The 23,688-nt window shown below is 42.8% G+C and carries 24 protein-coding genes and 2 pseudogenes; 17 read left to right on the top strand and 9 right to left on the bottom strand.

All coding sequences use genetic code 11. The annotated features are described in order from the left end of the window. Nucleotides 1–11 precede the first annotated feature (11 nt). The 8 genes from V6D44_RS19840 (at nucleotide 12) to V6D44_RS19805 (ending at nucleotide 6,270) form a co-directional block, all read left to right on the top strand. On the top strand, nucleotides 12–734 hold the full coding sequence (locus V6D44_RS19840; protein WP_087991771.1) for an ABC transporter ATP-binding protein: 723 nt from the start codon (nucleotides 12–14) through the stop codon (nucleotides 732–734). Then, nucleotides 727–2,142: a sporulation killing factor system integral membrane protein gene (skfF, locus tag V6D44_RS19835; RefSeq protein WP_087991772.1), complete on the top strand. Its 1,416-nt coding sequence runs from the start codon at nucleotides 727–729 to the stop codon at nucleotides 2,140–2,142. The genes V6D44_RS19840 and skfF overlap by 8 nt, the downstream gene beginning before the upstream one ends. Before the next feature lie 45 nt (nucleotides 2,143–2,187). Further along, nucleotides 2,188–2,703, top strand: coding sequence for a sporulation killing factor biosynthesis/export protein SkfG (gene skfG, locus V6D44_RS19830; protein WP_087991773.1), 516 nt, complete (start codon nucleotides 2,188–2,190; stop codon nucleotides 2,701–2,703). Between the two features lie 4 nt (nucleotides 2,704–2,707). After that, the gene (locus tag V6D44_RS19825; protein ID WP_087991774.1) at nucleotides 2,708–3,133 is read left to right on the top strand and encodes a TlpA family protein disulfide reductase; all 426 of its coding nucleotides are present in this window, start codon (nucleotides 2,708–2,710) and stop codon (nucleotides 3,131–3,133) included. A gap of 248 nt (nucleotides 3,134–3,381) precedes the next feature. Next, on the top strand, nucleotides 3,382–4,359 hold the full coding sequence (locus tag V6D44_RS19820) for an alpha/beta fold hydrolase (protein ID WP_333516838.1): 978 nt from the start codon (nucleotides 3,382–3,384) through the stop codon (nucleotides 4,357–4,359). A gap of 1 nt (nucleotide 4,360) precedes the next feature. Continuing rightward, a complete protein-coding gene (gene ybdJ, locus V6D44_RS19815) occupies nucleotides 4,361–5,032 on the top strand; it encodes a two-component system response regulator YbdJ (RefSeq protein WP_087991776.1) in 672 nt (223 codons plus the stop codon). Then, nucleotides 5,029–6,015: a sensor histidine kinase gene (locus tag V6D44_RS19810; protein WP_202329085.1), complete on the top strand. Its 987-nt coding sequence runs from the start codon at nucleotides 5,029–5,031 to the stop codon at nucleotides 6,013–6,015. The genes ybdJ and V6D44_RS19810 overlap by 4 nt, the downstream gene beginning before the upstream one ends. A gap of 69 nt (nucleotides 6,016–6,084) precedes the next feature. Then, on the top strand, nucleotides 6,085–6,270 hold the full coding sequence (locus V6D44_RS19805) for a hypothetical protein (protein WP_176365283.1): 186 nt from the start codon (nucleotides 6,085–6,087) through the stop codon (nucleotides 6,268–6,270). Here V6D44_RS19805 and V6D44_RS19800 read toward each other — a convergent pair. Then, the gene (locus tag V6D44_RS19800) at nucleotides 6,267–7,082 is read right to left on the bottom strand and encodes a serine/threonine protein kinase (RefSeq protein WP_202329083.1); all 816 of its coding nucleotides are present in this window, start codon (nucleotides 7,080–7,082) and stop codon (nucleotides 6,267–6,269) included. The two genes, V6D44_RS19805 and V6D44_RS19800, sit on opposite strands and share 4 nt — an antisense overlap. Before the next feature lie 123 nt (nucleotides 7,083–7,205). After that, entirely contained in the window at nucleotides 7,206–8,063 is an 858-nt protein-coding gene (locus V6D44_RS19795) for a hypothetical protein (RefSeq protein ID WP_202329075.1), read from the bottom strand. Nucleotides 8,064–8,195: 132 nt separating this feature from the next. Here V6D44_RS19795 and V6D44_RS19790 point away from each other — a divergent pair, with 132 nt between their 5' ends. The 4 genes and pseudogenes from V6D44_RS19790 (at nucleotide 8,196) to V6D44_RS19775 (ending at nucleotide 11,611) form a co-directional block, all read left to right on the top strand. Then, nucleotides 8,196–9,380 (top strand): DUF4885 domain-containing protein, encoded by a 1,185-nt coding sequence (locus V6D44_RS19790; RefSeq protein ID WP_087991778.1) that lies wholly within the window; start codon nucleotides 8,196–8,198, stop codon nucleotides 9,378–9,380. 284 nt (nucleotides 9,381–9,664) lie between these two features. Then, the gene (locus V6D44_RS19785; protein ID WP_148962841.1) at nucleotides 9,665–11,053 is read left to right on the top strand and encodes an amino acid permease; all 1,389 of its coding nucleotides are present in this window, start codon (nucleotides 9,665–9,667) and stop codon (nucleotides 11,051–11,053) included. A 110-nt stretch (nucleotides 11,054–11,163) separates the two neighbouring features. After that, on the top strand, nucleotides 11,164–11,412 hold the full coding sequence (csgA, locus tag V6D44_RS19780) for a sigma-G-dependent sporulation-specific acid-soluble spore protein CsgA (RefSeq protein WP_003234887.1): 249 nt from the start codon (nucleotides 11,164–11,166) through the stop codon (nucleotides 11,410–11,412). Nucleotides 11,413–11,427: 15 nt separating this feature from the next. Next, a pseudogene (locus V6D44_RS19775) lies at nucleotides 11,428–11,611 on the top strand (YbxH family protein). Between the two features lie 29 nt (nucleotides 11,612–11,640). Here V6D44_RS19775 and V6D44_RS19770 read toward each other — a convergent pair. Continuing rightward, nucleotides 11,641–12,428: pseudogene (locus tag V6D44_RS19770) on the bottom strand (penicillin-binding transpeptidase domain-containing protein). A 61-nt stretch (nucleotides 12,429–12,489) separates the two neighbouring features. On the opposite strand from V6D44_RS19770, the gene V6D44_RS19765 reads away from it, so the two are divergent. After that, nucleotides 12,490–13,743: a cytochrome P450 gene (locus V6D44_RS19765; protein ID WP_333516837.1), complete on the top strand. Its 1,254-nt coding sequence runs from the start codon at nucleotides 12,490–12,492 to the stop codon at nucleotides 13,741–13,743. Nucleotides 13,744–13,783: 40 nt separating this feature from the next. Here the strand turns inward: V6D44_RS19765 and V6D44_RS19760 are convergent, their stop codons facing one another. Further along, the gene (locus tag V6D44_RS19760) at nucleotides 13,784–14,044 is read right to left on the bottom strand and encodes a hypothetical protein (RefSeq protein WP_087991782.1); all 261 of its coding nucleotides are present in this window, start codon (nucleotides 14,042–14,044) and stop codon (nucleotides 13,784–13,786) included. Nucleotides 14,045–14,394: 350 nt separating this feature from the next. Here V6D44_RS19760 and V6D44_RS19755 point away from each other — a divergent pair, with 350 nt between their 5' ends. Continuing rightward, a complete protein-coding gene (locus tag V6D44_RS19755) occupies nucleotides 14,395–16,023 on the top strand; it encodes a Na/Pi cotransporter family protein (RefSeq protein WP_176365284.1) in 1,629 nt (542 codons plus the stop codon). Between the two features lie 16 nt (nucleotides 16,024–16,039). Here V6D44_RS19755 and V6D44_RS19750 read toward each other — a convergent pair whose 3' ends face one another. Both V6D44_RS19750 and glpT read right to left on the bottom strand, forming a co-directional pair. After that, nucleotides 16,040–16,939, bottom strand: a complete 900-nt coding sequence (locus V6D44_RS19750; RefSeq protein WP_087991784.1) for a glycerophosphodiester phosphodiesterase — start codon at nucleotides 16,937–16,939, stop codon at nucleotides 16,040–16,042. A gap of 100 nt (nucleotides 16,940–17,039) precedes the next feature. Further along, nucleotides 17,040–18,374 (bottom strand): glycerol-3-phosphate transporter, encoded by a 1,335-nt coding sequence (glpT, locus tag V6D44_RS19745; RefSeq protein ID WP_087991785.1) that lies wholly within the window; start codon nucleotides 18,372–18,374, stop codon nucleotides 17,040–17,042. A gap of 292 nt (nucleotides 18,375–18,666) precedes the next feature. Here glpT and V6D44_RS19740 point away from each other — a divergent pair, with 292 nt between their 5' ends. From V6D44_RS19740 to V6D44_RS19730, 3 genes are all read left to right on the top strand, one after another. Continuing rightward, the gene (locus V6D44_RS19740; RefSeq protein WP_087991809.1) at nucleotides 18,667–18,915 is read left to right on the top strand and encodes a YbeF family protein; all 249 of its coding nucleotides are present in this window, start codon (nucleotides 18,667–18,669) and stop codon (nucleotides 18,913–18,915) included. Nucleotides 18,916–19,006: 91 nt separating this feature from the next. Then, complete coding sequence (locus tag V6D44_RS19735) at nucleotides 19,007–19,924, top strand: bifunctional helix-turn-helix transcriptional regulator/GNAT family N-acetyltransferase (RefSeq protein ID WP_202329071.1); 918 nt, start codon at nucleotides 19,007–19,009, stop codon at nucleotides 19,922–19,924. Then, the gene (locus V6D44_RS19730; RefSeq protein ID WP_087991787.1) at nucleotides 19,921–21,174 is read left to right on the top strand and encodes an MFS transporter; all 1,254 of its coding nucleotides are present in this window, start codon (nucleotides 19,921–19,923) and stop codon (nucleotides 21,172–21,174) included. Before V6D44_RS19735 ends, V6D44_RS19730 begins: the two co-directional genes overlap by 4 nt. 19 nt (nucleotides 21,175–21,193) lie before the next feature. On the opposite strand, the gene V6D44_RS19725 is transcribed toward V6D44_RS19730, so the two are convergent. The 3 genes from V6D44_RS19725 to V6D44_RS19715 form a co-directional block, all read right to left on the bottom strand. Next, on the bottom strand, nucleotides 21,194–21,619 hold the full coding sequence (locus V6D44_RS19725; RefSeq protein ID WP_442893327.1) for a hypothetical protein: 426 nt from the start codon (nucleotides 21,617–21,619) through the stop codon (nucleotides 21,194–21,196). A gap of 139 nt (nucleotides 21,620–21,758) precedes the next feature. Then, nucleotides 21,759–22,679: a DMT family transporter gene (locus tag V6D44_RS19720; protein ID WP_333516835.1), complete on the bottom strand. Its 921-nt coding sequence runs from the start codon at nucleotides 22,677–22,679 to the stop codon at nucleotides 21,759–21,761. Beyond that, nucleotides 22,676–23,503, bottom strand: coding sequence for an AraC family ligand binding domain-containing protein (locus tag V6D44_RS19715; protein ID WP_333516834.1), 828 nt, complete (start codon nucleotides 23,501–23,503; stop codon nucleotides 22,676–22,678). The genes V6D44_RS19720 and V6D44_RS19715 overlap by 4 nt, the downstream gene beginning before the upstream one ends. Between the last annotated feature and the right edge of the window lie 185 nt (nucleotides 23,504–23,688).

Raw genomic sequence — 23,688 nt, 5'->3', positions numbered from 1 at the left:
GAGAAGATTTGATGCAATTGATGCAAGTACAAGATTTAAGAAAGTGCTATCGAAATGGTGATGGGATTGAACATTTGTCTTTCTCAATAAAGCGAGGAGAAATTGTGGCGCTATTAGGGCCAAATGGAGCTGGAAAAACAACGACAATTCGATGTTTGACGGGGCTTTACAAGCCAGATAAAGGCAACATTCTCATTGATGGTTCTCCTCCGGGCCATGTAACTGTTCAAAAAAAAGTAGCGCTCATTCCGGATCAGCCTTACCTGTATCCGACATTAACAGCTGCTGAACATATTCAGTTCAGGGCAAGAGGATTTCATCAAGGTAAAAAGGGTTTAAAAGAACGGGTTTATTATGCATTGAAGGAAGTACACTTGGAGGAGAAAGCAAATGAATTGTGTGGTCAGCTGTCAAGAGGCCAGAAGCAGCGGGTTGTCTTAGCAGGGGCAATAGTTCAAGATGCTTTGCTTTATATATTGGATGAGCCGACTGTAGGTCTCGATATTCCATCAAAACAGTGGCTCTCAAACTGGTTAAAAGCCAAGACAGATCAAGGCTGTGCAGCATTTGTGTCAACTCATAGTCTTGAATTTGTATTAGAAACAGCAGACAGGGTGTTATTAATTCGAGATGGTGAACTTATGAAGAGTTTGTCTGTTCCTCAATTCAAAGAGGAACAATCGGAATGGAGAAAAGAAGTGATTCGTCTTCTAGGGGAATGGTCAGATGAATAATATCATGTCTTTTTTATGGCTTCAGTCAAAAAGGCGTTTTGTAAATCAAGGTCAGGAAAAAAAGATGCCTTTTTTGATCATGCTCCTTTTTGTTGGGGCCATCGGATTTCAAGTAAGTTTCGTTTCAAGATCTGCGATATGGGATATGAATCTTACTGGTTGGGTGCTTACAGGTGTTTTTATCCTTTATACGGCATTTGGACTTTTCTCCAATCGATTGCCAAGTCAGATGGCCGATATCATGTGGCTGTATTGCACTCCTGCTTCATTTTCAAAAGTTGTGTATAGTGTTTTAATTTTCAGCGTCACTTGGAAGGCGTTGCTTTGGATCATCTCGGCCATATTCGGTGATGTATTGATTGTACTTCTGTCCGGTAAGCATATCAATTTAATAGGCAGATCTATAATTTTTGTAGGGCTCTTTTTTATCGCTGAAGTGTGGTTGATGTCTGTCTCATGTGCTAGAACAGTGAAGAAAATGAAAAGAGTATACATTTCAGTCTTTCTTCTAATGCTGGGTATTTATTCCATGTGTCTTTTTCAACTCTACTTTCTACAACATTCATCTGGGCTGTGGGAGGGTATTGGTCGTTTTATTAGTGGCGTAGGTGTAGTGTTTGAGGCATTGTCGCCGTTGTATGTGGCTGTATTTATTGGAATCATTGCAGTTTCTTTTATAACAATTTCTTTTACGAGCAGTCTGGTAGAAATGAAGGAATCGTTGGTAAAGGAGGCTGAATTCTGGGAGGAGTTTCAAGAACGTCAATTTGGTTCAGGGCAAATTATGCAGAAACCAAGGAAGACTTGGTGGGGACTGCAAGGTCTAAATGGTATTTGGTCATTTCTGTGGTTGGAACTGTTGCTTATGAAAAAACATTTATTTTTTCATAGCATCCATACCTTCACGCTGGGCTGCGTCTTTTATGTCGTCATTTTTATATATCCAGAATGGTTTTATCTTCTTTTCTTTCTCGTCGTCTCGGCAGTCATGTTGAGTTCCTATTATTCAGGAATAGTCAGGCATTCGCAATCAGGCGCCCTTTATTTATTCCCTGGAGCCCTTTGGGGAAAAATCATTATTCTAGAGCTAATGAATACAGTCTGGTTGTTTATTCTTTACTGTATTTCTATTGCTTTCATGGCAGTTGAGAATTTAGTTTATTGGTATATATATGGCTTAGGGATATATATATGGTTCATGACAATAAGACTGTTTACTTTTAACAATACAAGTCGAAACGATTTTAAGCTTTCATTGCCTCAATACTACAAGTCATTTTTTATGGCATTAGGGCTTAGCGGCATTTGTTTGTATGTTATTCATTTATTGACTGCTGGCTGGTATACATTAGTGGTGGTTGTCTGTGTAGGGAGCCTTTGTTGGTGCATGCTTAATCGTTTCAGATAGTGGATGTGTAGAATTATTGTTTTAAACGAGGAGAGGGGCTCTATTATGAAATCAAATGGTGATGAATTGTCGCTGTCTGTTCAGAATTTAGCGAAAACAAATGAGATCACAATTGTTCAAGCGATAGGGGAGCTAAAGAAATCAGGAAAAGATGCGATACCTGTTTTGGTTGAGGCCTTAAAAGAGGAAGGATCTTTACGTAATATTGCTGCGGCTGTTTTAGGTGAGTTTGGGGAAGACGCGAGTGAAGCAGCGAAGGAGCTATCATGTTTATTAAAAAGTCATGCCGAAGATACAAGAATGGCAGCGGCCATTTCACTCATGAGAATCGGGAAGCCCAGTCTGCCCTTTGTCATCAAAATTGCTCAAGAAAGTGAAGGACAATCGTGCTTTTGGGCATCTTGGTGTATCGCATGGATCGATCCTTCTTACATTGAACCGAAGATGTATGAATGTCTAAAACGCGAGCATGAACACCCTTCAGGAATGGTTGCTCCGTTTGCAGCTGAAGAGGCATTAGGAAAGCTGATTGCTTTTCAGCTGAAAGACAAGGAGGATTGAAAGGATGAAAGCTGAACAAATAATGAAAGAATGGCCAATTCATTTACCCTGGTTGAATCAATCACAGATTGATTTGACATGTCCAAGTGGCACATATCATCTTCTTTATTTTTGGTCAATGAGCTGTCCAAACTGTCACCAATTAACAGATAAAGTCCTTCAAGATATAAAGGATATGAATGTGAAAGTAATCGGAGTACATGTCCCTTACATAGAAGAAGAGAAATCTATGGAGGTTGTCTCGACGTATGCTCTTGATAGGGGAATAGATATTCCGATTGTATTAGACCAAAACTATGAGATTGTCACAAGTTGTCACGTACAAGGTATTCCTAGCTTTTGTCTATTAAGTCAATACGGGCAGATCGTAGCTAAAACAATGGGGGATGTTGGTTGGGGTAAGATGGTAAAAAGGATTAATGGCTTGTGAAGTTTTCCATCTTGTAAGTATGACGACAAACAGTTGAATATTACGATCAAACGATCCTTCCTATAAGCAGGAAGGTTTTTTTATGATGAACTATTTGCTATTAGTGGGTAAATTCATGTTCTGCCATGCTCCCAATGTACACCTTTCCGTAAGGGCAAAGTCAAATGTCTGAATAAAATCGTCCCAAAATTAATCAGAAATTTATTTTCATATCGTATCCTTTCCGTATCACGTGAAAGGAGCATCATATGAAAACGTTATGGAAAGTACTAAAAATCTTTTTTGGCGGCTTGGCTGCTTTGGTTTTACTTGTTTCCCTCTCCGTTTTTATTTACCACCATTATCAATTAAATAGGGAAGCAGCATTGTTAAAAGACAAAGGAACAGTAGTCGATGTTGACGGTAAAAAGATGAATGTCTATGAAGAGGGGAGTGGGAAGGATACGTTTGTGTTTATGTCCGGTTCGGGGATTGCTGCGCCTGTTTATGAGATGAAGGGGCTGTATAGCAAATTTTCAAAGGAAAATAAAATTGCTGTTGTAGATCGGGCTGGTTATGGATACAGTGATGTGTCTCACGATGATAGAGACATTGATACGATACTGGAACAGACGAGGGAAGCGCTTATGAAAAGCGGAAATAAGCCTCCATATATTCTAATGCCTCATTCCATATCGGGGATTGAAGCGATGTATTGGGCACAGAAATATCCTAAGGAAATAAAGGCGATAATTGCGATGGATATTGGATTGCCCCAGCAGTATGTCACGTATAAATTGAGCGGGGTTGACAGACTGAAAGTGAGAGGCTTCCATCTGTTAACGTCGATTGGTTTTCATCGGTTTATGCCTTCCGCTGTATATAATCCTGAAGTGGTTCGACAGTCATTTTTAACGGATGAAGAAAAAGAAAGCTATAAAGCGATTTCTTACAAACAATTTTTTAATGCCGATATGGAGCATGAGCTTTTAGAGTCTTACCAAAACGGCAGCAAATCTGTGAATCTGCCAGTACCTAAAGAAACTCCCATCTTCATCTTAGATGCGGTTTCTGACCAAAATAGAAATTCAAAGTATGCCATACAAAACCGAAAAGATTATGAAGCGTTTGCGGCTCAATTCAATACAGCCGATATAAAGGAACTGAGGGGAACACACAGTATTTATTTATATCAGCCAGATCAAATATATAAACTCTCCATGGAGTTTATGAGAAAGGTTCGCTAGGATGAAGGGTTATCATATTTTAATCGTTGAAGACGATGTGATGATTGGTGGTTTGCTGCAAAAGATTTTGCAGCGTGAGGGCTATCATGTGATGTGGAAAACCGATGGAGCGGATGTACTTTCGGTGATTCAGAAGGTGGATTTGGTCATTATGGATGTGATGCTGCCGGGTGAAGACGGATATCAAATGTCTGCCAAAATCAAAAAGCTGGGGCTGCGCATTCCGGTCATTTTTCTCTCGGCCCGCAATGATATGGACAGCAAGCTTCAAGGTTTGCAGGTCGGCGAGGATTATATGGTGAAGCCTTTTGATCCGAGGGAGCTGCTGTTAAGAATGCAGAATATGCTTGAGCATCATTATGGCACTTTTACGCAAATCAAACATTTATATATTGATGCAGAAACGAAAAAAGTGTTCAATGAAACTTTGCATGATGAGGTGCTGTTTACGGCAATTGAGCGGAAAATTTTCTTTTATTTATATGAAAATAGGGACAGCACCCTGACAAAGGAACATTTCTTTGAATATCTGTGGCAGCTCGAAGACAGAAACCCGAATATCGTCAATGTGCACATTAAAAAAATCAGAGCTAAAATCAATGATCAAGCGGGTGAGATTATTGAAAATATATATGGAGAAGGGTATCGGCTGAATACCGTTGTGAAGAAATGAAGCTCAAGACAAAATATCAGTTGTTACTATGTACCGCCGTCATTAGTGTTCCGGTGCTATTGCTGGCGGTTAGCATTTTGATGTCGGTCATTTATGACAGCATGTTTAAACCGATGAATCATGGTATGCCTTTTCACAGGTCTTTTGCGTATCCGGCAATGCTCATTGTATTTTTATTATCACTCTTATTGTTAGCTTTTTTATTTTCAAAGTCGATTCATTCTCTGCTGCATAAAATCAATCTATTGAATCAAACCATTCGGCACCTGGCGAGTGATCAAAAGGTGCCTGATAAAATAGAAGTGAAACGCGCTGATGAAATCGGGGAACTGATTAAGTCGGTTAATTTGTTAATTGAACGGACGACATACCGTGAACTGGAACTGAGGCAGCAGGAAGAAGTGAAAAAGGAACTTTTGCAAAAACTGCGTCATGACATGAATACACCTTTAACCGCTCTCAGGCTGCAGTTATTTTATTTGGAGGGCCAATGTGATGATCAGGCCGTATTTGAATCATTGTATCAGCAAATCCACTATATCGCGGAATTAACCAATGAATTCAATCTATATTCCGCTGAGACGTTGGAAAGTTCTTATATCGTAAATGAAGAAGTCCGTATAAATGAGCTGTTAGAAACAGCGGTGAAAAAATGGGATTATTTGTATAGTATGAATGGGATTGGGCTGCACTATAAGCCGGCAGATCAAGATGTACTATGGATGAGCAACGGGTTATGGTTGCAAAGGCTGTTTGATAATATTTTTCAAAACACGTTAAAGCATTCAAAAGCTGAAAAAATAGAAGTCACGATTGAACATGGGACTGTTTCTATTTGTGATGACGGCATTGGATTTGATCGTAATCAGAACAGTGAGGGGCTTGGGTTAAAGATTATTGATGATATATGCAGGCTGCTGTCGATTACTTATGAGCTGCAGACAAATGAGAATGGAACGGGGTTCTTGTTTTCGAAAGAGTGACCCCCGCTGATGTTTTCTTTCTCCTATAAACTCTATATAATAGGCAGAAAGAAATGAGGTGATCAGCATATGTTTAAAAAAATCATTAAAACAATCAAGCACCTCTCAAGCAGTTCTAGCGGCCGATATCGCAGACATCGGCATTACAGCAGCAGCCGGCGCAGGCACTACAGCAGCAGCTCAGGTAAAAGAAGACACTACGACCGCTATGGCGGCAGTCATCGTTACAAACGCCGGAGCTACAGCAGCAGTTAATCCAAAAAAGTTCTTGTTCCGCTTTTGGGACAAGGGTTTTTTTGTGTGGCCGATTGAATGGCACGGTTTAGGTCTTCACGGATGGAAGCGGTGTGCTGATACTCTTCATCAATGCCCAATAATTTTTTCAGCAGCAGGGTTACTTCTTTTGTCAGCGTTAATTCCTCCAGCCAAGTGGCGTTTTTCTTCTTTTTTCCTTTATATTGAGAGTACAGCAGGAATAACAGTGTTTCTCCGAGATCAAAAAAGTCATCCTGTTTCCTCACTTTTATTTCCTCCGTTTCTTCAGTAGTCAATTGCTTTGCAAGGCCGAAATCGATGAGGCAGAGCCTGCCATTATTGATGATGATATTAGGCGTTCTGATGTCGCTGTGAAAAATCAGGTGATCATGCAGGTATTCTACAATCTCAAGCAACTGCGAAATCAGCAGTAACGCCATAAGCTCTGTAAATGGCTGTTTTCGAAAAAATAATAATTCTTCTATATTATCTCCTTCAATGAACTGCATGGCATAATAAGCCTGTCCGTCTATGATGAAATCTTCTATGAAGGCTGGGATTTGCGGGTGGTGAATGCTTTTGATCAGCTTCATTTCCTGCTGGAAGCGGACTCTTTCTTTTTCCTTTTTCGCTTTTGTCGGCCGCAGCTGTTTTAAGACATAAGGTGTTTGCGTATGGAGATCCGTGCACAAATAAACCAAGCCATAGCCGCCCATGCCGAGGCATTCTTCAATTTTGTATCGGTTGTTCAGGATAACGCCGTCCTTTAGAGGGCGGTCAAATAACAGTTTTTTCAGCTGTTTTAATGCCATGTCTGCACTTCCCTTGGTTGTACTGATTTTAGTTTATCAAAACAATGGCATTTTGGGCTAAGTAAAGGGGAGCTTAGCATAAAAAAGAGCCGGCCCATGGAACTTGAACCAGCTCTGTATGAATTAAAACTGTTTTGTGACATCGTATTCATAATCTATTTTTGCTTTGACATTACTCATCGTCGATCTAGCAGTCGCTAATGTATTGTATTTAAAACTCCATACTTTTGCGACACTGAGTTGATCTGACAAAGAGATATCATAAGACCCTGATGTTGAGCTATTCACAAGGGCACGGCGCCATTCGTTGTTTTCGCTCGTCATGATCATATGGCGTGTATTTCCCTGGCTTGGTGTTTGAGTGGCGGTTGTTTGTACTCTAGTTACAATGGCATCGCGCGGTATTCCGGATTGGTTTGTTAAATCAACCTTGATCACGCTGGAGTCAGAACCTGAGGGGCTAAGGGCTGTATTTCCTTTATTATCGGCAACACCGCTGAATGAGAACGTTCCGCTGCCGGATTTGATCCGATTTTCAATTGAAAGTGTAAAATACATGTTCCCGGTATAAGTGCCGCGTGACACTTTGACATAGAAGGTATCCGTGGTGTTTTGGGCGTCAGCATTGGCATAAATAAAAGAAGAGAAAGTATTGGGGTTAATGACTTCTGTGCCTTGCGAAACAGGAACTCTGTTCTTATCGTAAATTTCGATTTTCATCCCTGTGTACGCGTTCTGGTATGTACTTCTTACGTATACTTTTTCTCCCTTATAAGCTGTAAAGGTAAAATAGGCTTCATCTTTTCCGGCTTCCAGTATCGTTGTATCGATATTCTTATATTTCCAATAACCGATTGGCGCTGCGGTATCAAATGAATTGTTTCCTGTAATAGCAGTGACTCCGGCGGCTGATGCCGAATGCGTAAAGGTGAAGAAGACAGACAGCATAATAGCGAATGGAATGAGCCATTTTTTCGTCATGTAAACAACCTCCTTTTATTTCCATCATACATAATAACGCTTCGGGTGTAAATAAATGTTTTTTGAGGTTAATATATACATTGGTATTGCCGATAAAAAAGACTAAGAGAGAATTGTTCAGGGGGGAATCCAATGCGTCTGAATCGGCAATTTATCCGCACACAGCTGATGGTACAGAACATATTGAAACAGGATCCGGCTGCCAAGCGCGAGAATACGTCTGAAAATACAGCGGCGGTGCTGGAAAAGGCATACAGCAGGCTTGAGTCACGATCTTCCAATAAGGGAATCAATCAGTTCAATTATTCTAAAACCAGTGTGGCTGGAAACAGCGGAACGTTCAGCAAAGTGTATCAATCAGCAAATGATCGAACAGTGAGGGACACAGGGGAAGAAACAGTGATTCAATCCAATAACCCCTATGAATCTGAGAGTGATATCAGAATCAAAATACTGGATGAAAAATACAGCAGGATAAATGCGATTAACAAAACAAAGTCTGATCCATTAGGCTATATTAAGGATAAATATCAAAATTCAAAGTCGCCTTATTTCAGAAGTGATCTGTCAGCTGCGGAAAGACAGGCTGCTTACGATAATGAAACAGAGTGGCTATTCAAAGGGAAGGCGCAAAACTATAACCTGCAGGATGCTGTGTTTCGCAATGTCACGTTTCATGGGGAAGTGGAAGCTGAGAATGAAAAGGTGTATCAGCGGAGCCAGGTCAACCAGCAGCTGCTAGTGCTGTTGAATCGAAACGATATTCACATTCCGGAGGGGACAGAGCTGACGTTTACGATTACGCCGATTGACTATAAGGTACAGGTGAGCGGGACGAAAGATGAGGCACTCATAAAGCAAATTGAGCAAGCGCTGCAAGCTGGAGACAACAGCAAAGAGCTATTTTTACATATCATGAAAAGCCAAAGTATTGACTCGACACAATATTCCGAAGAGGCATATCAAAAGTATCAAGCTGCTCGTGAGATGTACGACGTCACAGGCTATCAGTTGAGGGATTTAGAAGTGATCGACGGGCGGTACGTAACACCTGATGGACGTGACTTATTAGACGTATATAAAGAAGAGCTTGAAAAAGATCCTGTACAAAAACAAACGGCTTCCTATGCTATATCTCACTATCGTTCGGAGCTCAGTAAAATGGCGGAAGCCGGGTATGATGCCATTCCGGATTTCATTCTATCAATTGATTACAGCAATGGATCTCTTAGAGATGTGGGGCAAAGCAAGAGCTACGGCACCGGAGATACCGAGTGGCTTGAAACATTAAAACGTCTAACTGGCGTGACTTATTAGAAAGCTGTTCATTGTGAACAGCTTATTTTTTATGAGAATTTTAGGGATAATAACATTCAAACAATTTAATTATATTTATATAAAAGATTTTAAATGAAGTGTAGATGAAAAACTCTGACTAAAGGTGTTTACCTGAAAAAAACAATTGTATTTTCCAGAGAAATTTATTATGATGAAATAAGTAATTTTGGAGATTATATAACAATATTAAGTTTGAATTTTCAGATTGTTATAATTGATTGTTGAGAAAGATGTCGAGTATTTTGTTAAGAGGAGGAAGAGGAGTGGCAAATCAAGAATTAAAGAGGGGCTTGGGCGCGCGTCATATTCAGATGATCGCCTTGGGAGGTACGATTGGTGTTGGCTTGTTTATGGGTTCTGCCAGCACGATTTCATGGACTGGTCCGTCTGTCCTTTTGGCTTATGCAATATGCGGAATTTTTATCTTTTTTATCATGCGTGCGATGGGTGAAATGCTGTATGTCGAGCCGAGCACGGGTTCTTTCGCGACATTCGGCCATAACTATATTCATCCGCTGGCAGGTTATATGACAGCCTGGAGCAACTGGTTCCAGTGGGTTATCGTCGGCATGTCAGAAATTATCGCTGTCGGTTCGTATATGAAATATTGGTTCCCGGATTTGCCTGCTTGGATACCTGGTATCGTGGCAATGGTGATTCTCGGGGCGGCGAACTTAATTTCTGTTAAGTCGTTTGGTGAGTTTGAGTTTTGGTTTGCGATGATTAAAATCGTGACGATTATCTTGATGATTATTGCCGGAATCGGGATCATTTTCTTCGGATTTGGCAACGGCGGAGATGCGATCGGATTGTCGAACCTGTGGTCTCACGGAGGATTCTTTACTAACGGCTTCTCTGGCTTCTTCTTTGCGCTGTCTCTCGTTATTGCGGCCTATCAAGGGGTTGAGCTGATCGGGATTACAGCCGGTGAAGCGAAAGACCCGAAAAACACGCTAAGAAGTGCGATTCAAAGTATTATCTGGCGTATTTTGATTTTCTATATTGGCGCTATCTTTGTGATCGTGACAGTGTATCCTTGGGATGAGCTCAATTCACTTGGAAGTCCGTTCGTGTCTACGTTCGCGAAAATCGGAGTTACGGCAGCGGCCGGCATTATTAACTTTGTCGTGATTACAGCGGCAATGTCGGGCTGTAACAGCGGTATTTTCAGTGCAGGACGCATGCTCTATACACTTGGGGTAAATGGACAAGCACCGAAATTCTTTACGAAGATTTCACGCAATGGGGTGCCGCTCTACGGCACAATTGCTGTAATGATCGGTTTGGCTGTCGGTGTTGTGCTGAACTATATCGCGCCGCCGAAGGTTTTTGTGTATGTGTACAGCGCAAGCGTGCTGCCTGGTATGATTCCTTGGTTTGTCATCTTGATCAGCCACATCGGATTCAGAAAAGCGAAGGGCGCTGCATTAGATAAACATCCATTCAAAATGCCGTTTGCACCTTTCACAAACTATGTGACGATTGCTTTCTTGCTGATGGTTCTGGTCGGCATGTGGTTCAACGATGATACTCGTATCTCTCTGATTGTAGGCGTGATTTTCTTAGCGCTTGTGGTCATTAGTTATTATGGGTTTGGGATTGGCAAACGTACGCAGGCGAATGTGACAAAAAGCGATCAAGCGGTTGAATAACATGGAAAAGAGACATTCACGGATGTCTCTTTTTTTATTTTTGGCGTATGGATTTTTCCTATTTTAGCAAGCTATAGGATAAAGATAGCGGAAGGAAAGGTGTTCATAAAATGGATGTTACACTCGGTTATTTGCGTGAATCACTTTCGAACCATCTTGAAAATGAAGTCTGCCAGCGGATTTGCAAGAAGATGCTGGCGAAGCGGTATGCGAATGAAGAGGAATTTGTAAAAGACTTAGATGACAATGAAATGTCTTTTTTGAATCATGTGTTAGAAAAAGAAATTAAGTATGCCCAGAATGAACAGGATCAAAAACGGGCCAAGGAATTAAACGAGGTGTATGAATTACTGCTTTGAAAGGCGGGGTAAGAAGTGGGAGCAATTGAACGAAGCGGATATACATTTCAGCCGGAGTTTAGCGTCGTCCGTCAAAACGGAGCCATCCATGTGTATCATCACGGCGGAAGAAATTGAATTTGAATTTAACGGGGAATTTCCCGATCATGATTTGATTGAAGAGCTTGTGAATCATTATTGTTTTGAGCATGAGATTTAGAGCCTTGCCTATTTGCAGGGCTCCTTCATTTATGATGTGATCAGGCCATGCTTTTTCAGGATATTCACTGTGATGTTTTTAGCTTTTGTGCCGGAATCAAAGTCATTGGCGCAAAAATATATGAGCCATGCTCTGTGTTGATGAATCCGATAAACCCAGCCTAACCCCATATCTGTCAGGCGGGTTCCGGTTTTCCCGTAGAACGTGTAATGACCGCCTTTTTCTTGAATCATCATGCGCATAACTGTTTTCATCACTGATTGATTAAATGGAAGCGCCACTTTTTAAAAGCTTCTTCAAAAAGGCTTCTTGTTCCAGCGAGAAATTGTCAGAGAGCTTTGCAGCCAAAATTGCGTTGCCGTAAGACAATGTATGAAGCCATGTTTTCATTCTTTCCTCGCCGATGTCTCTCGCTAATCCTGATAATACCAGACTGCGGATTCGCGCATGGCCGAGCCAAGCGTATGGTCTCGGTTCCATGATTCAAATTCACGATTGACCCCGTCCCGCCGTTTGACATCGTATTCATCCCGAACAGTTTTTACCTGCAAATTGATTAAGGGTTCACGGCTTTAAAGGTGGACTGCGGAGTTTTTGTCTTTTGTTTGACCGTTCTCTGTTGCAGCCAAATGTCTGATCCTTTTGCATATCGTGCAGGATGAAGGTTCCATCCGTATCATTAAATTCGTCATCGACATTTAGAGAAAGCTGTGTGGATGGAAAAGCTGCCGATCCCTGCAATGCGCAGAGCAAGTACAACTTTTTGCTTTTCATCGTTATAAATAAAGAAAAAATGCTTAGAAGCAAATACTGTCATTGGGTTTATCATCGTGAGATAACGTGAAAAAAGAGGGTAAAAAGGAAGGTAGGGTTGCGGGATGAATGAGCAGATTCCACATGACAAAAGCCTCGATAACAGTCTGGCTTTGGTGCGGGAAGGATATTTGTTTGTAAAGAATAGAAAAGAGCATTACCAATCGGATTTGTTTCAGGCGCGTTTGCTTGGAAAAACATTTATTTGTATGAGCGGCGCGGAGGCCGCGAAGGTATTTTACGATACGGAGCGATTTCAGCGGCAGGGTGCTCTCCCGAAACGTGTACAGAAATCCCTGTTTGGCGTTAATGCAATCCAGACAATGGATGGTGAAGCTCATCTTCATCGGAAGCTGCTTTTTCTGTCATTAATGACACCGCCGAATCAAAAGCGTTTGGCTGAGCTGATGACAGAGGAATGGGAAGCGGCAGTCACGAGATGGGAGAAGGCAGATCAGGTTGTGTTATTTGAAGAAGCAAAAGAAATCTTATGCCGGGTAGCGTGCTATTGGGCAGGTGTTCCGCTGAAAGAAACAGAAGTCAAAGAGAGAGCTGATGATTTCATTGATATGGTCGACGCGTTCGGTGCGGTGGGACCGCGTCATTGGAAGGGACGAAGAGCAAGGCTGCGTGCTGAAGAGTGGATTGAAAGAATGATTGAAGATGTTCGTGCCGGCTTGCTGAAAACATCTGCCGGAACAGCGCTGCATGAAATGGCGTTTCACACACAAGAAGATGGAAGCCAGCTGGATTCCCGGATGGCAGCCATTGAGCTGATGAATGTACTGCGGCCTATCATCGCTATTTCTTATTTTCTTGTGTTTTCAGCTTTGGCGCTTCACGAGCATTCTGCGTATAAGAAATGGATGGGTTCTGGAAGCAGCCGGGAAAGAGAAATGTTTGTGCAGGAGGTCCGCAGATATTATCCGTTCGCACCGTTTTTAGGAGCGCTTGTTAAAAAGGATTTTGTATGGAATAACTGTGAGTTTAAGAAGGGGACATCTGTATTGCTTGATGTATATGGAACGAATCACGATCCCCGCTTATGGGATCATCCTGATGTATTTCGGCCTGAACGATTTGAGGATCGTCAGGAAAATCCGTTTGATTTGATTCCTCAAGGCGGAGGTGACGCGGAGAAAGGGCATCGCTGTCCGGGGGAAGGGATAACAATTGAAGTCATGAAAGCAAGCTTGGATTTTCTCGTGAATAAGGTAGAATACGACGTTCCGGTACAATCGCTGCATTACAGTCTTGCCAGGATGCCGTCATTGCCTGAAAGTGGATTTGTGATGAGCGGGGTCAGACGAAAAGGGTAAATTTAAAAGCTCTCTTCCTTTATCGAAGAGAGCTTTTAGATTACTTCTTTTTTTCATCGTAATATTGGACGGGATACATGGAGCCTTCGGATACCATTTTGTTATCCTCGATATCTTGCGGGTGCGGGTGGCCGGCTTTATCGACTGGGAACTTCTCCATTTCAGGCTGTTTTGTCATTTTCATTTTCATGCTGTGAATGAATTCTTTTGCTTTTTGGCGATTTGACGGGTCCTTTAATAGATAAGAAGTGATGCCGACAGTTGAAACAGCGAGACCTGAAAGTAACAGCTTTTGTTTCATGGTGATACTCCTTTCTATAATTGAAGAGTAGTGTTTCCTGTATCATTCCCGTTCTCATTATTGCTAAACCTTGCTCAGGAGAACTGTAAAGCGGATGTCGTTTCTGTATACGGAAAGCTGGAAAGGGAAAGAATAATTGCCATGATAAAACCTTGTGATGATGTAAGAATTTTGTAGTCGATTGGTCATGTTCATCGGCGAAATATTACACGAATGTAAACGTTAAATAGGACCATAAGGCTGATTGTTAAGTTATTGTAAATTCAGCGGTTGTTTTATTTACAACCAATTGAACTTGAAACATAATCGAAGTGAGTTTGCTGAATAATGTCTAAACAGAGGTGAACATGTTGGCGATTGATTTACAAACATTACTGTTCGAATTTCTCGGAGGTCTCGGTATTTTCCTGATTGGGATTAAGTTCATGGGAGAGGGACTGCAGAAATCGGCTGGAGATAGATTAAGAAATATTTTAGACCGTTTTACAAGCAATCCGCTGATGGGCGTATTGGCGGGGATCATTGTGACGGTTTTGATTCAGAGCAGTTCCGGAACCACGGTTATTACCGTAGGGCTCGTCAGTGCGGGCTTTATGACGCTTCGCCAGGCCATTGGGGTCATTATGGGGGCCAATATTGGAACGACGGTTACCGCGTTTATTATCGGAATCGACATAGGGGCCTATGCCTTGCCGATTATTGCTCTCGGCGGATTTTTACTGTTTTTCTTTAAACATAAAAATATACAAAATGCTGGCCAGATTGTGTTTGGATTCGGGGCTCTGTTTTATGGATTGGAGCTAATGAGCGGCGGCATGAAACCGCTCCGTTCACTTGAAGCGTTTCATGATTTAACGGTTAGTATGAGCACCAATCCGGTTTTAGGTGTTGTCATTGGGACATTGTTTACGGTACTCGTGCAAAGTTCCAGCGCCACGATCGGTATCCTGCAAGGTTTATTTTCAGATGGTCTGATTGATATTAACGGCGCACTTCCGGTGTTATTCGGGGATAACATCGGAACGACGATCACAGCGATTCTCGCGTCTCTAGGTGCATCTGTTGCCGCGAGACGTGCTGCGGCTACTCATGTGCTGTTTAACCTTATCGGGACAGCGATTTTCCTGATTTTGCTCAAGCCGTTTACTTCTTTGATCTTATGGTTGCAGGCTTCAATGGGGCTTGATCCCAAAATGACGATTGCCTTTGCGCACGGAATCTTTAATACGTCCAATACACTCATACAGCTTCCTTTTGTCGGGATATTGGCTTTGATCGTAACAAAACTGATTCCAGGCAAGGACTCAATGGTGGAATACAAGTCGCATCTTGATCCGATTTTTATTGAGCAATCTCCATCTATTGCTCTCGGGCAAGCAAAAGAAGAAGTTCTGCAAATGGGGAACTTTGCGGTGCAGGGGCTGGAGGTTACAAAACAGTTCTTGGTCACAAAACAGCCGAAATACGCGGCAAATGCTTACCAGTTAGAGGATGCGGTTAACAATCTTGATCGAAAAATTACTGATTATTTGATTGAGCTTTCTTCAAGCTCTCTCTCAGAGCACGAGTCTGAGGAGCATCATATGCTGATGGATACAGTCAGAGACATTGAAAGAATCGGAGATCACTTCGAAAATGTGATTGAACTGATTGAATATCAGCAGGCGCATCGTGTGGTTCTTACTGAATCTGCCATGGCGGATTTAACGAAAATGATGGATTTGACGATTTCTACTGTGAAGGCGTCTATGGATGCTCTGCACCAGAATGATGTGAAGATCGCTGATCAAGTCATTGAAAAAGAAGATGAAATTGATAAAATGGAACGGAAGCTTCGCAAAAAGCATATTATCCGTCTGAATGAAGGGCTGTGCACTGGACAAGCGGGCATTGTCTTTGTCGATATGATCAGCAACCTGGAGCGTATCGGCGATCATGCGGTCAATGTTGCAGAAGCTGTTATTGGTGAAAATCAATGAGAAAAAGCTTAGAATCCTAGGATTCTAAGCTTTTTTTGTAGTCTTTTTTCACATGCTGAAAGACATCAGGGTAATTTGTGAACACTCCTGTCACTCCCCAGTCAAGCAGGCGGCGCATATCTGCTTCCGTATTGACTGTGTAAGGATGAAGCAGGAGACCGTGGCTGCGGATCATGCGGACGTTTTCTTGATTCAAGGCTTTATAATCCGGACCCGCACCGACAGCGTATGTTTTGATTTCTTCTAGGTCAGCATCTGTCATTGACGCCATTTGTTTGGCTTCCAGCAATTGAACAGTTGGCAGGTTTGGCTGTAATTGCTTGACTTTTACCAGGCTTTCTTTGCTGAACGATTGAATGATCACTTGGCCGGGCTTAGAACGTTTGCCCAGTAATTTATGCTTCTGCAAAGAAGCGATCAGTTTTTCTTCCATACCTGGGTAGGTGTCAGGCGATTTTGTTTCGATGTAGTAGTTCGCGTGTTTTCCGAAACGGTCTAATACTTCGTCTAATGTAGGAACTTTAAGGCCGGCGTACTGCGGCTTTGCTTTTTTCGGATAGGCTTCATTAAACCAAGAACCGGCGTCAAGTTTCTTAATGTCTGCGAGTGTATGGTCTTTCACCCAGCCTGTTCCGTTTGTGGTGCGGTCCAGTTTTTCATCGTGCATGACAATCAATTTGCCGTCTTTTGTCATTTGCAGATCCAGTTCAATATAATCTGTTTTCATTTTCTGAGCGGTTTCGTAAGACAGGATCGTGTGTTCAGGCACATATCCGGAAGCCCCTCTGTGCGCGACCGTCAGGATACGGTCAGGTGACAGCAGGTTTCCTTTTGACGCTGCCGACACTGGTGTTACCATAAATGAGAGTAAGCCCAGCGACAGAAGAACCAAGGCTAGTATTCTATTTTTCCGCATGATTTCTCCTCCTTATAGATAAGCCGTACATCTGCTTTTCATATTAAAAAACAGATGTAAACAGCGTGTTGGAAAACGATTAATCTTTTGTTTTTCTTTCTTAAACGTGCTCCGCCCGTTTTCCTGTATTCCACGTCAAAGCTAAGAAGACGATGGCAAGAATGCAGGAAGAGACCAGCATGATAAAGCCGCCGTTCCAATCATATCGATCAACGACAAAGCCCATAATGGCGTTGGCGAAAGCGGATCCGCCGATGTATCCGAAAAATCCGGTCAAACCAGCCGCAGTTCCGGCTGCTTTTTTCGGCGCAAGATCAATCGCTTGCAGGCCGATCAGCATAACAGGTCCGTAGATTAAGAAGCCAATGCTGATCAGGGCGATGTTGTCTACGAGCGGATGACCGGCGGGATTCAGCCAGTACACCAATACGGCAATGAAAACGCCCGCCATAAACAAAACCCCTGCCGGTGCCCGTCGGCTTCTGAAAAATCGGTCGCTGATCCAGCCGCACAGGATCGTTCCCGGTATGCCGGCGTATTCGTAAAGAAAATACGACCAGCGCGAGTCCTCAGGAGAAAAGCCTTTGGCTTCCGTTAGGTAAGTAGGCGCCCAGTCAACAACGCCGTACCGCACAAAATAGACAAATACATTCGCAAACGCGATGTACCAAAGAAATTTGTTGTTCAGCACGTATTGAAAAAGAATTTCTTTTGTTGTTAATTCTTTTTCCTGATTTTTAAAAGCGTGTTTGGGATAGTCATTACGATACTCTTCAATTGGTGGGAGTCCGCAAGATTGAGGCGTATCGCGAACCAATAAAACAATCAAAAATGAAATGATAATGGCGATGATGGCTGGGAAGAAAAACACGCTTTTCCAAGTCGCGAACATCGCAATGCCAAGAGTGACAAGCGGAGCAAGAATACCGCCGCCTATGTTATGGGCGACATTCCAGATCGACATTTTTGTCCCGCGTTCACTAATGGAAAACCAGTGGGCCATTGTCCTGCCGCATGGCGGCCAGCCCATTCCCTGAAACCATCCGTTGATAAACATAAAAATGAACATGATGGTGACGCTCGAAGTCACCCAAGGCATTGAAACGAAAAGAATATTAACGATTGCTGATAAAAATAGGCCTGTCGCGAGAAAATATCTCGGATTGCAGCGGTCAGACACCATGCCCATGATGAATTTACTGAAGCCGTACGCAATGGACACAGCGGCCAGCACCAATCCCAGTTCCGTTTTTGAAAATCCCTGTTCCTGCAGATAAGGAATGGCAAAGGCGAAGTTTTTCCGCAGCAGGTAGTAGCCTGCGTAGCCGATAAAAATACCAATGAATACTTGGAGCCTAAGCCTTTTATAAGCCGCATCCGTCTTTGAATCATCGAGTCTCTCAATGTGAGGAGCCGGTTTAAACATGTGAAACATCAAAATCATCCCCTTTGCTGTTTGTGCTGGATGTGTGGCGTGCCTCCTTTCCGAAAAACAAAAAGAGCCAGAAAACACCCCTTGTTTAAAAGGGGTTGGATTCCTGGCTCTCCTCATCTCCATCCAAGCTATTAACTTATCATGATAGCGCTTTCTTAAATTATCATAGTCCGGAGTGAATGTAAACGGGTAATTTTCAAATGTGGATCTAGGGAGTGAAAATTATCCTTTTACTAATTGCGGGTATGTTTTTTTACAAGCAGCATAAAAATCTGGAGGGAGGCTGTTGCAGGTGGATGAATTAGATATCGCATTCGGTATTTTGCCGTTAGGGATTATCGTGTTATCGGTTGTCGGGACTTGTGTTTGTCAAAATGCGTATTTGATGCCGGTGTTTAGTTTGATGATTTCGCTAGTGCTCACCTTTACCGTTTTTAATCTATCATTTTTGGGATGGGTTGTTGTCTATACCTTGGTTTCACTGGCTATATCCTATATCACAATGATTGTGATCAGGAAAAGGAAAGCATCAGGAAAATGAAAATGCTCCACTTTTCAATATATCGTTGACTATGGCAACTAACTATGATTATAATTGCCTTAATCAACGATATAAGAAAGTGGGGATAGATTTGAAAACCAGTGGATCATCTGTCGGTTTAAAATTCAGAAAGTTCAATCGATTCTACACAAATGTTCTTGGCTTCCTTAATGAGCACATTTACGACAGCCCGTTTTCCTTAACAGAAACACGGATTTTATTTGAAATTTATAATACGCCTAACTGTACGGCAAAAGCCCTTCAGGATAAGCTTGGGCTTGACCGGGGATATGTCAGCAGGATGTTGAAACTGTTTGAAAAAGAAGATTTGATCTATAAACAGAAGAGCAAAGCTGATGCGCGCCACCATTATATTTATGTCACGGAATCAGGAAAAACGATTTATAAAAAGCTGGAGGAGAAAGCGAACGAACAAGTAGAACTGATGCTGAAGGAAATTGACCAAAAGGACCAGCACAAGCTTGCGGAGGCGATGGCGGAAATTGAAGCGATCCTTTCACAGTCACTAACTTCCAGAACGTCAGACATATCGATTAGAGATTATTTTCTTTCGGATGATCTTCAAATCCTCATTGAAAAACATAGACAATTTTATGCGGAGGCGCATGGCTGGGACGACACGTTTTTAGCTTATCTTCATGAGACATTTGATGCGGAAATCGAAAACATATGGATCGCGGAAAGCGGCGGGAAATTTGCCGGCTGTGTGGGTTTGGTCAAACATGAGGAAAAGACTGTGCAGCTCAGATGGTTCCTGGTTGATGACGATTTTCGGGGCAGACGGCTCGGCACTCAATTGCTTGAGCATCTGGTTGCATACTGCAGGGAAATGAGGTTTGAACGCATTTTCCTTTGGACGGTGAGCACCATGGCTGAGGCCCGTCCGCTCTACGAAAAATTTGGATTCAGGATAAGTGAAGTGAAAGAAGAAGCGCCATTATGGGGGCAGCGTCTGACAGAAGAACGGTGGGATTTGGAGCTATCATGAAAAGGCTGCATTATGCTTGGATCATCGTTTCCGTCACCTTTTTGATCTTATTGGCCGTTCAGGGGGTGCGCTTGTCGTTTGGTGCGTTTGTGGAGCCGTGGGAACGGCAATTTTCAATGGATAGAGGCACCATCTCGCTGATTTCTACGATAAGCTTTATTGTCTATGGCATATCTCAGCCTGTGATCGGGCGGCTTGTGGATAAATGGGGTGCTCGGGCTGTTTTGTCATGGAGTGCGCTGCTGACAGGAGTCAGTATTTTCTTAACATACTTTGTCACTTCGCCTTGGCAGCTGTTTTTGCTTTATGGATTAGGTGTCTCGCTTGGAGTTGGCGGGGCATCGAATGTGGCAGCAAGTGTGTTGGTCGTCAATTGGTTCAGCAAAAAGCGCGGACTAGCTTTTGGGATCATGGAAGCAGGCTTTGGCGCTGGGCAAATGCTTCTCGTTCCCGGCTCACTCATGCTGATCCATTGGTTTAGCTGGAAGTTGACGGTTGTGGTGTTAGGGCTGCTGTTAATCGTGATTGTCTTTCCGGCTGCAATGCTGATGCTGCGAAACAATCCTTCAGAAAAGAATGCAGAGCCGATAGGCGGGCTTGCGGCTGCGGAAAAAGAAACAGCGCCCAAAACAACTGCTCTTTCAGTGACCGGGATGTTTCGGATGAGGCAATTCTGGTTTTTGATGTTGCCGTTTTTGATCTGCGGATTTACGACCGTGGGGCTGATGGATACTCATTTGATTCCCTTTTCTCACGATCACGGCTTTTCAACGACAGTCACCAGTGCCGCTGTCAGTCTGCTTGCCGGCTTTAATATCGCTGGCATCTTACTGTCCGGAATTGTAGCGGACCGGTGGAGCAGCCGAAAAATCCTGTGCTTTTTATATGCGGTACGCGCGCTTTCGATCGTGATTCTGATTTACAGCCACGAACCCTACTTGCTTCTAGGCTTTGCGATTCTGTTTGGATTAGTGGACTTCGCTACCGTAGCGCCGACTCAAATGCTCGCCACCCAGTACTTTCAAAACTACTCGATCGGCCTCATGATCGGCTGGCTGTCGCTCGCCCATCAAATCGGCTCGGCACTCGGCGCGTATATACCTGGTGTCATCTATACGGTAACGGGTGAATATACACTGGCTTTTTATTTGTCGATCGGGATGCTCGTGCTGGCCAGTGTGATGAACGTGTTGCTGAGAGAGCCCGGGGCGGTCACGCGTGACAGTGCGGCTGTGGTGGAGAAGCTGTAAGAGAAAAGCATCTCTTCTTTTATTCAGAGATGCTTTTTTTGTATTTCTGTTCTAATACGAAGTCAATCATTCCGACAATGCGGGTGTTTTCGACTTTTTGTTTGAAGCGGTCAGAGATTTGAACTTTTCTTGAAAATGGGAAAACAACAAAAACCCAAAAAAGGCCAATCAAGGCAAAAAACATTTGTACAGTTAATTCTATTAATTCATTAAAACGAGTGCTGAAAAAATAAATATATAACGTTACGAATGTCACGAAACAAACGATTTTGATAGTGTGTTTGAATGTGAGCTGCGGTTCGCTAAAGAATATTTTTAATTGATTCAGCATGATGGAGTCATGTTTGTTTAGGAAAATCAAAAGTTCTTTATCATCTTTTGCATGTTCTAAAATAAACTTCGCTGCTGTTTCGGTTTCTTTATATGTGTGTAGGTCTTTATTCAATACATACATCTCCTAAGTATAGAAATTGCGCATTTTATTTTCTTATTTCAAGGTGAAACAATTTGATGTTAACTAGTATAATAAGCAAAAATAGCCAGTAAAATAGCAGATAGTTCGGTAGAATAAAAAATGGATGCCGTTAAGCATCCATATGACATCCGTTCTCCACCAGCTTCGCTTTCGGTTTCAGCTCTGAAATGTAGAGGCCTAAAAGTGTAAGCACACCTCCTGCGAGAGCGATCCAGGTCATGTTTTCGTGCAGGATCAGGATCGAGGCGGCGATTGTGATGACTGGGACCATGTAAATATACGCGCTGGATTTGACGGCGCCGAGCACGCCGACTGAGTAATTCCATGTGGCAAAGCACAGGGCGGAAGCGCCGATGCCGAGGAAGAGCATGTTGAGTACATTTGAAGCAGATGAAAATCGGCTCAGGTCAAAATGAAAATCGAACAAAAATAAAGCGGGAACCATAAACAACAAACCGTACAAAAACACTCTCTGTGTCAGCTCGATGATATGAAAATCGTAAGCGCTTAATTTTTTCATGAATATCGAATAGCCTCCAAACACGATAGCGGCTCCGACTGCCATGATGTCACCGAACGGATTCAGCCGCAGTACGACATTGCCATTGAACGTAATCAATAAAAGCCCGATCAGTGCCGCCCCAAAACCAATGAAAAAAGTCACCCGCAGTTTTTCGCCTTCAAGCAGAAAGTGAGCCAGTACAGCCGTGATCATCGGGATAATGGACACGATCATGCCGACATTTGAAGCGTATGTATACGTAAGGGCTATATTTTCTAATAAAAAGTAAAGTGTTACGCCAAATAAACCTGCCCCGGCAAATAACAGCTCCTGCCGCCAGTTTTTGAACGGTATCATTTTGGGACGTACGAGAATAAGAGTAATAAAGCCCATCAAAAACCGGTAAAATAATATGTCCATTGGCGTAAAGTCAGTCAGCAGAACCTTTGTCGAAATAAAGGTCGTTCCCCAAACCAGAATGGTCGCAATGGCTGCGATATGCCCGGTCGTTTCTCTTTGTGTGCTCATCTTTGCAGCTCCTTTTCAAAAATCTTCATGTATTGCTTCGGCGTCAGGCCCACCTGCCGTTTGAAAAACTTCGTCATATGGCTTTGATCGCTGAATCCTGTCTGAAAAGCCGCATCAATCGGTCTGACCCCTTGTTCAAGGAGTTTTTTCGCTTGGTTAATCCGGATTGTCTCCAGGTAACTATTAGGCGTAATTCCTTTTTGTTTTGTAAATGAACGCAATAAATGATATTTGCTCCAGCCTGTTAATTCACTCAAATCATTGAGCATGACGTTCTCGGTATAATGCTCTTCTAAAAATTCACAAACCATTTTGACCTCGTCGGACGGTTCGGGAATGCTGCTGAGGAACGTGACGTCAGAATAACGGCGGATCAGCTCTTCCAGCAGGTGAAGAAACAGCTCCTCCTTGCGCAAAGCCTGCTTTTCTCTGGATATCAACATATGCAATTCCTGCAGGCTGGCTGTCATCTCGTGGCGGAATAACACATGCTGGGAGAAATACGGGAGATGTCCTGTGCCAGTAATCTCTTCCACCGCCTTCTCCATGACATCCGGCATCACATTGATACACCGATAATCAAGCGTCCGCCCGTCAATCTGCTCACAGCTATGCGTGTCACGGGGGTTAAAGAGGAGAAGATCGCCTGGATTGATGACGTATTCTTGACCCTGACAGGCCAGATACCGCTGTCCTTTTTCAATAAAGCCAATCACATAATAATCGTGAAAGTGGTTCGGGAATTTTTGCATAATTCCCTTAAAGCGGTAGGCTTCTATATGAAGGTGCGGGTCAAGCTGCAGTGTGCGTGTTTCGTTTTGCATGGGATGCCTCCTGTCGGTGTGATGGTCTTGGGTTAAGTGTAGCATGATTTTTGGGGATTTCTTGTATGATGTTGCTGTTTGGAATAGAGAAAGCAGACCGTGATTGGTCTGTTTTCGTATAAGAATCTAAAGATTTTTATTCCTCGATAATAGCTTTATTTGCACAATACTTGAGGATATTTTCT

The sequence above is a fragment of the Bacillus sp. 0209A genome (assembly GCF_036765095.1).
In the GTDB taxonomy this organism is placed as follows: Bacteria; Bacillota; Bacilli; order Bacillales; family Bacillaceae; genus Bacillus; species Bacillus subtilis_G.
The sequence above is the reverse complement of the archived record's forward strand: the minus strand, read 5'-3'. Positions and strand labels throughout refer to the sequence as shown.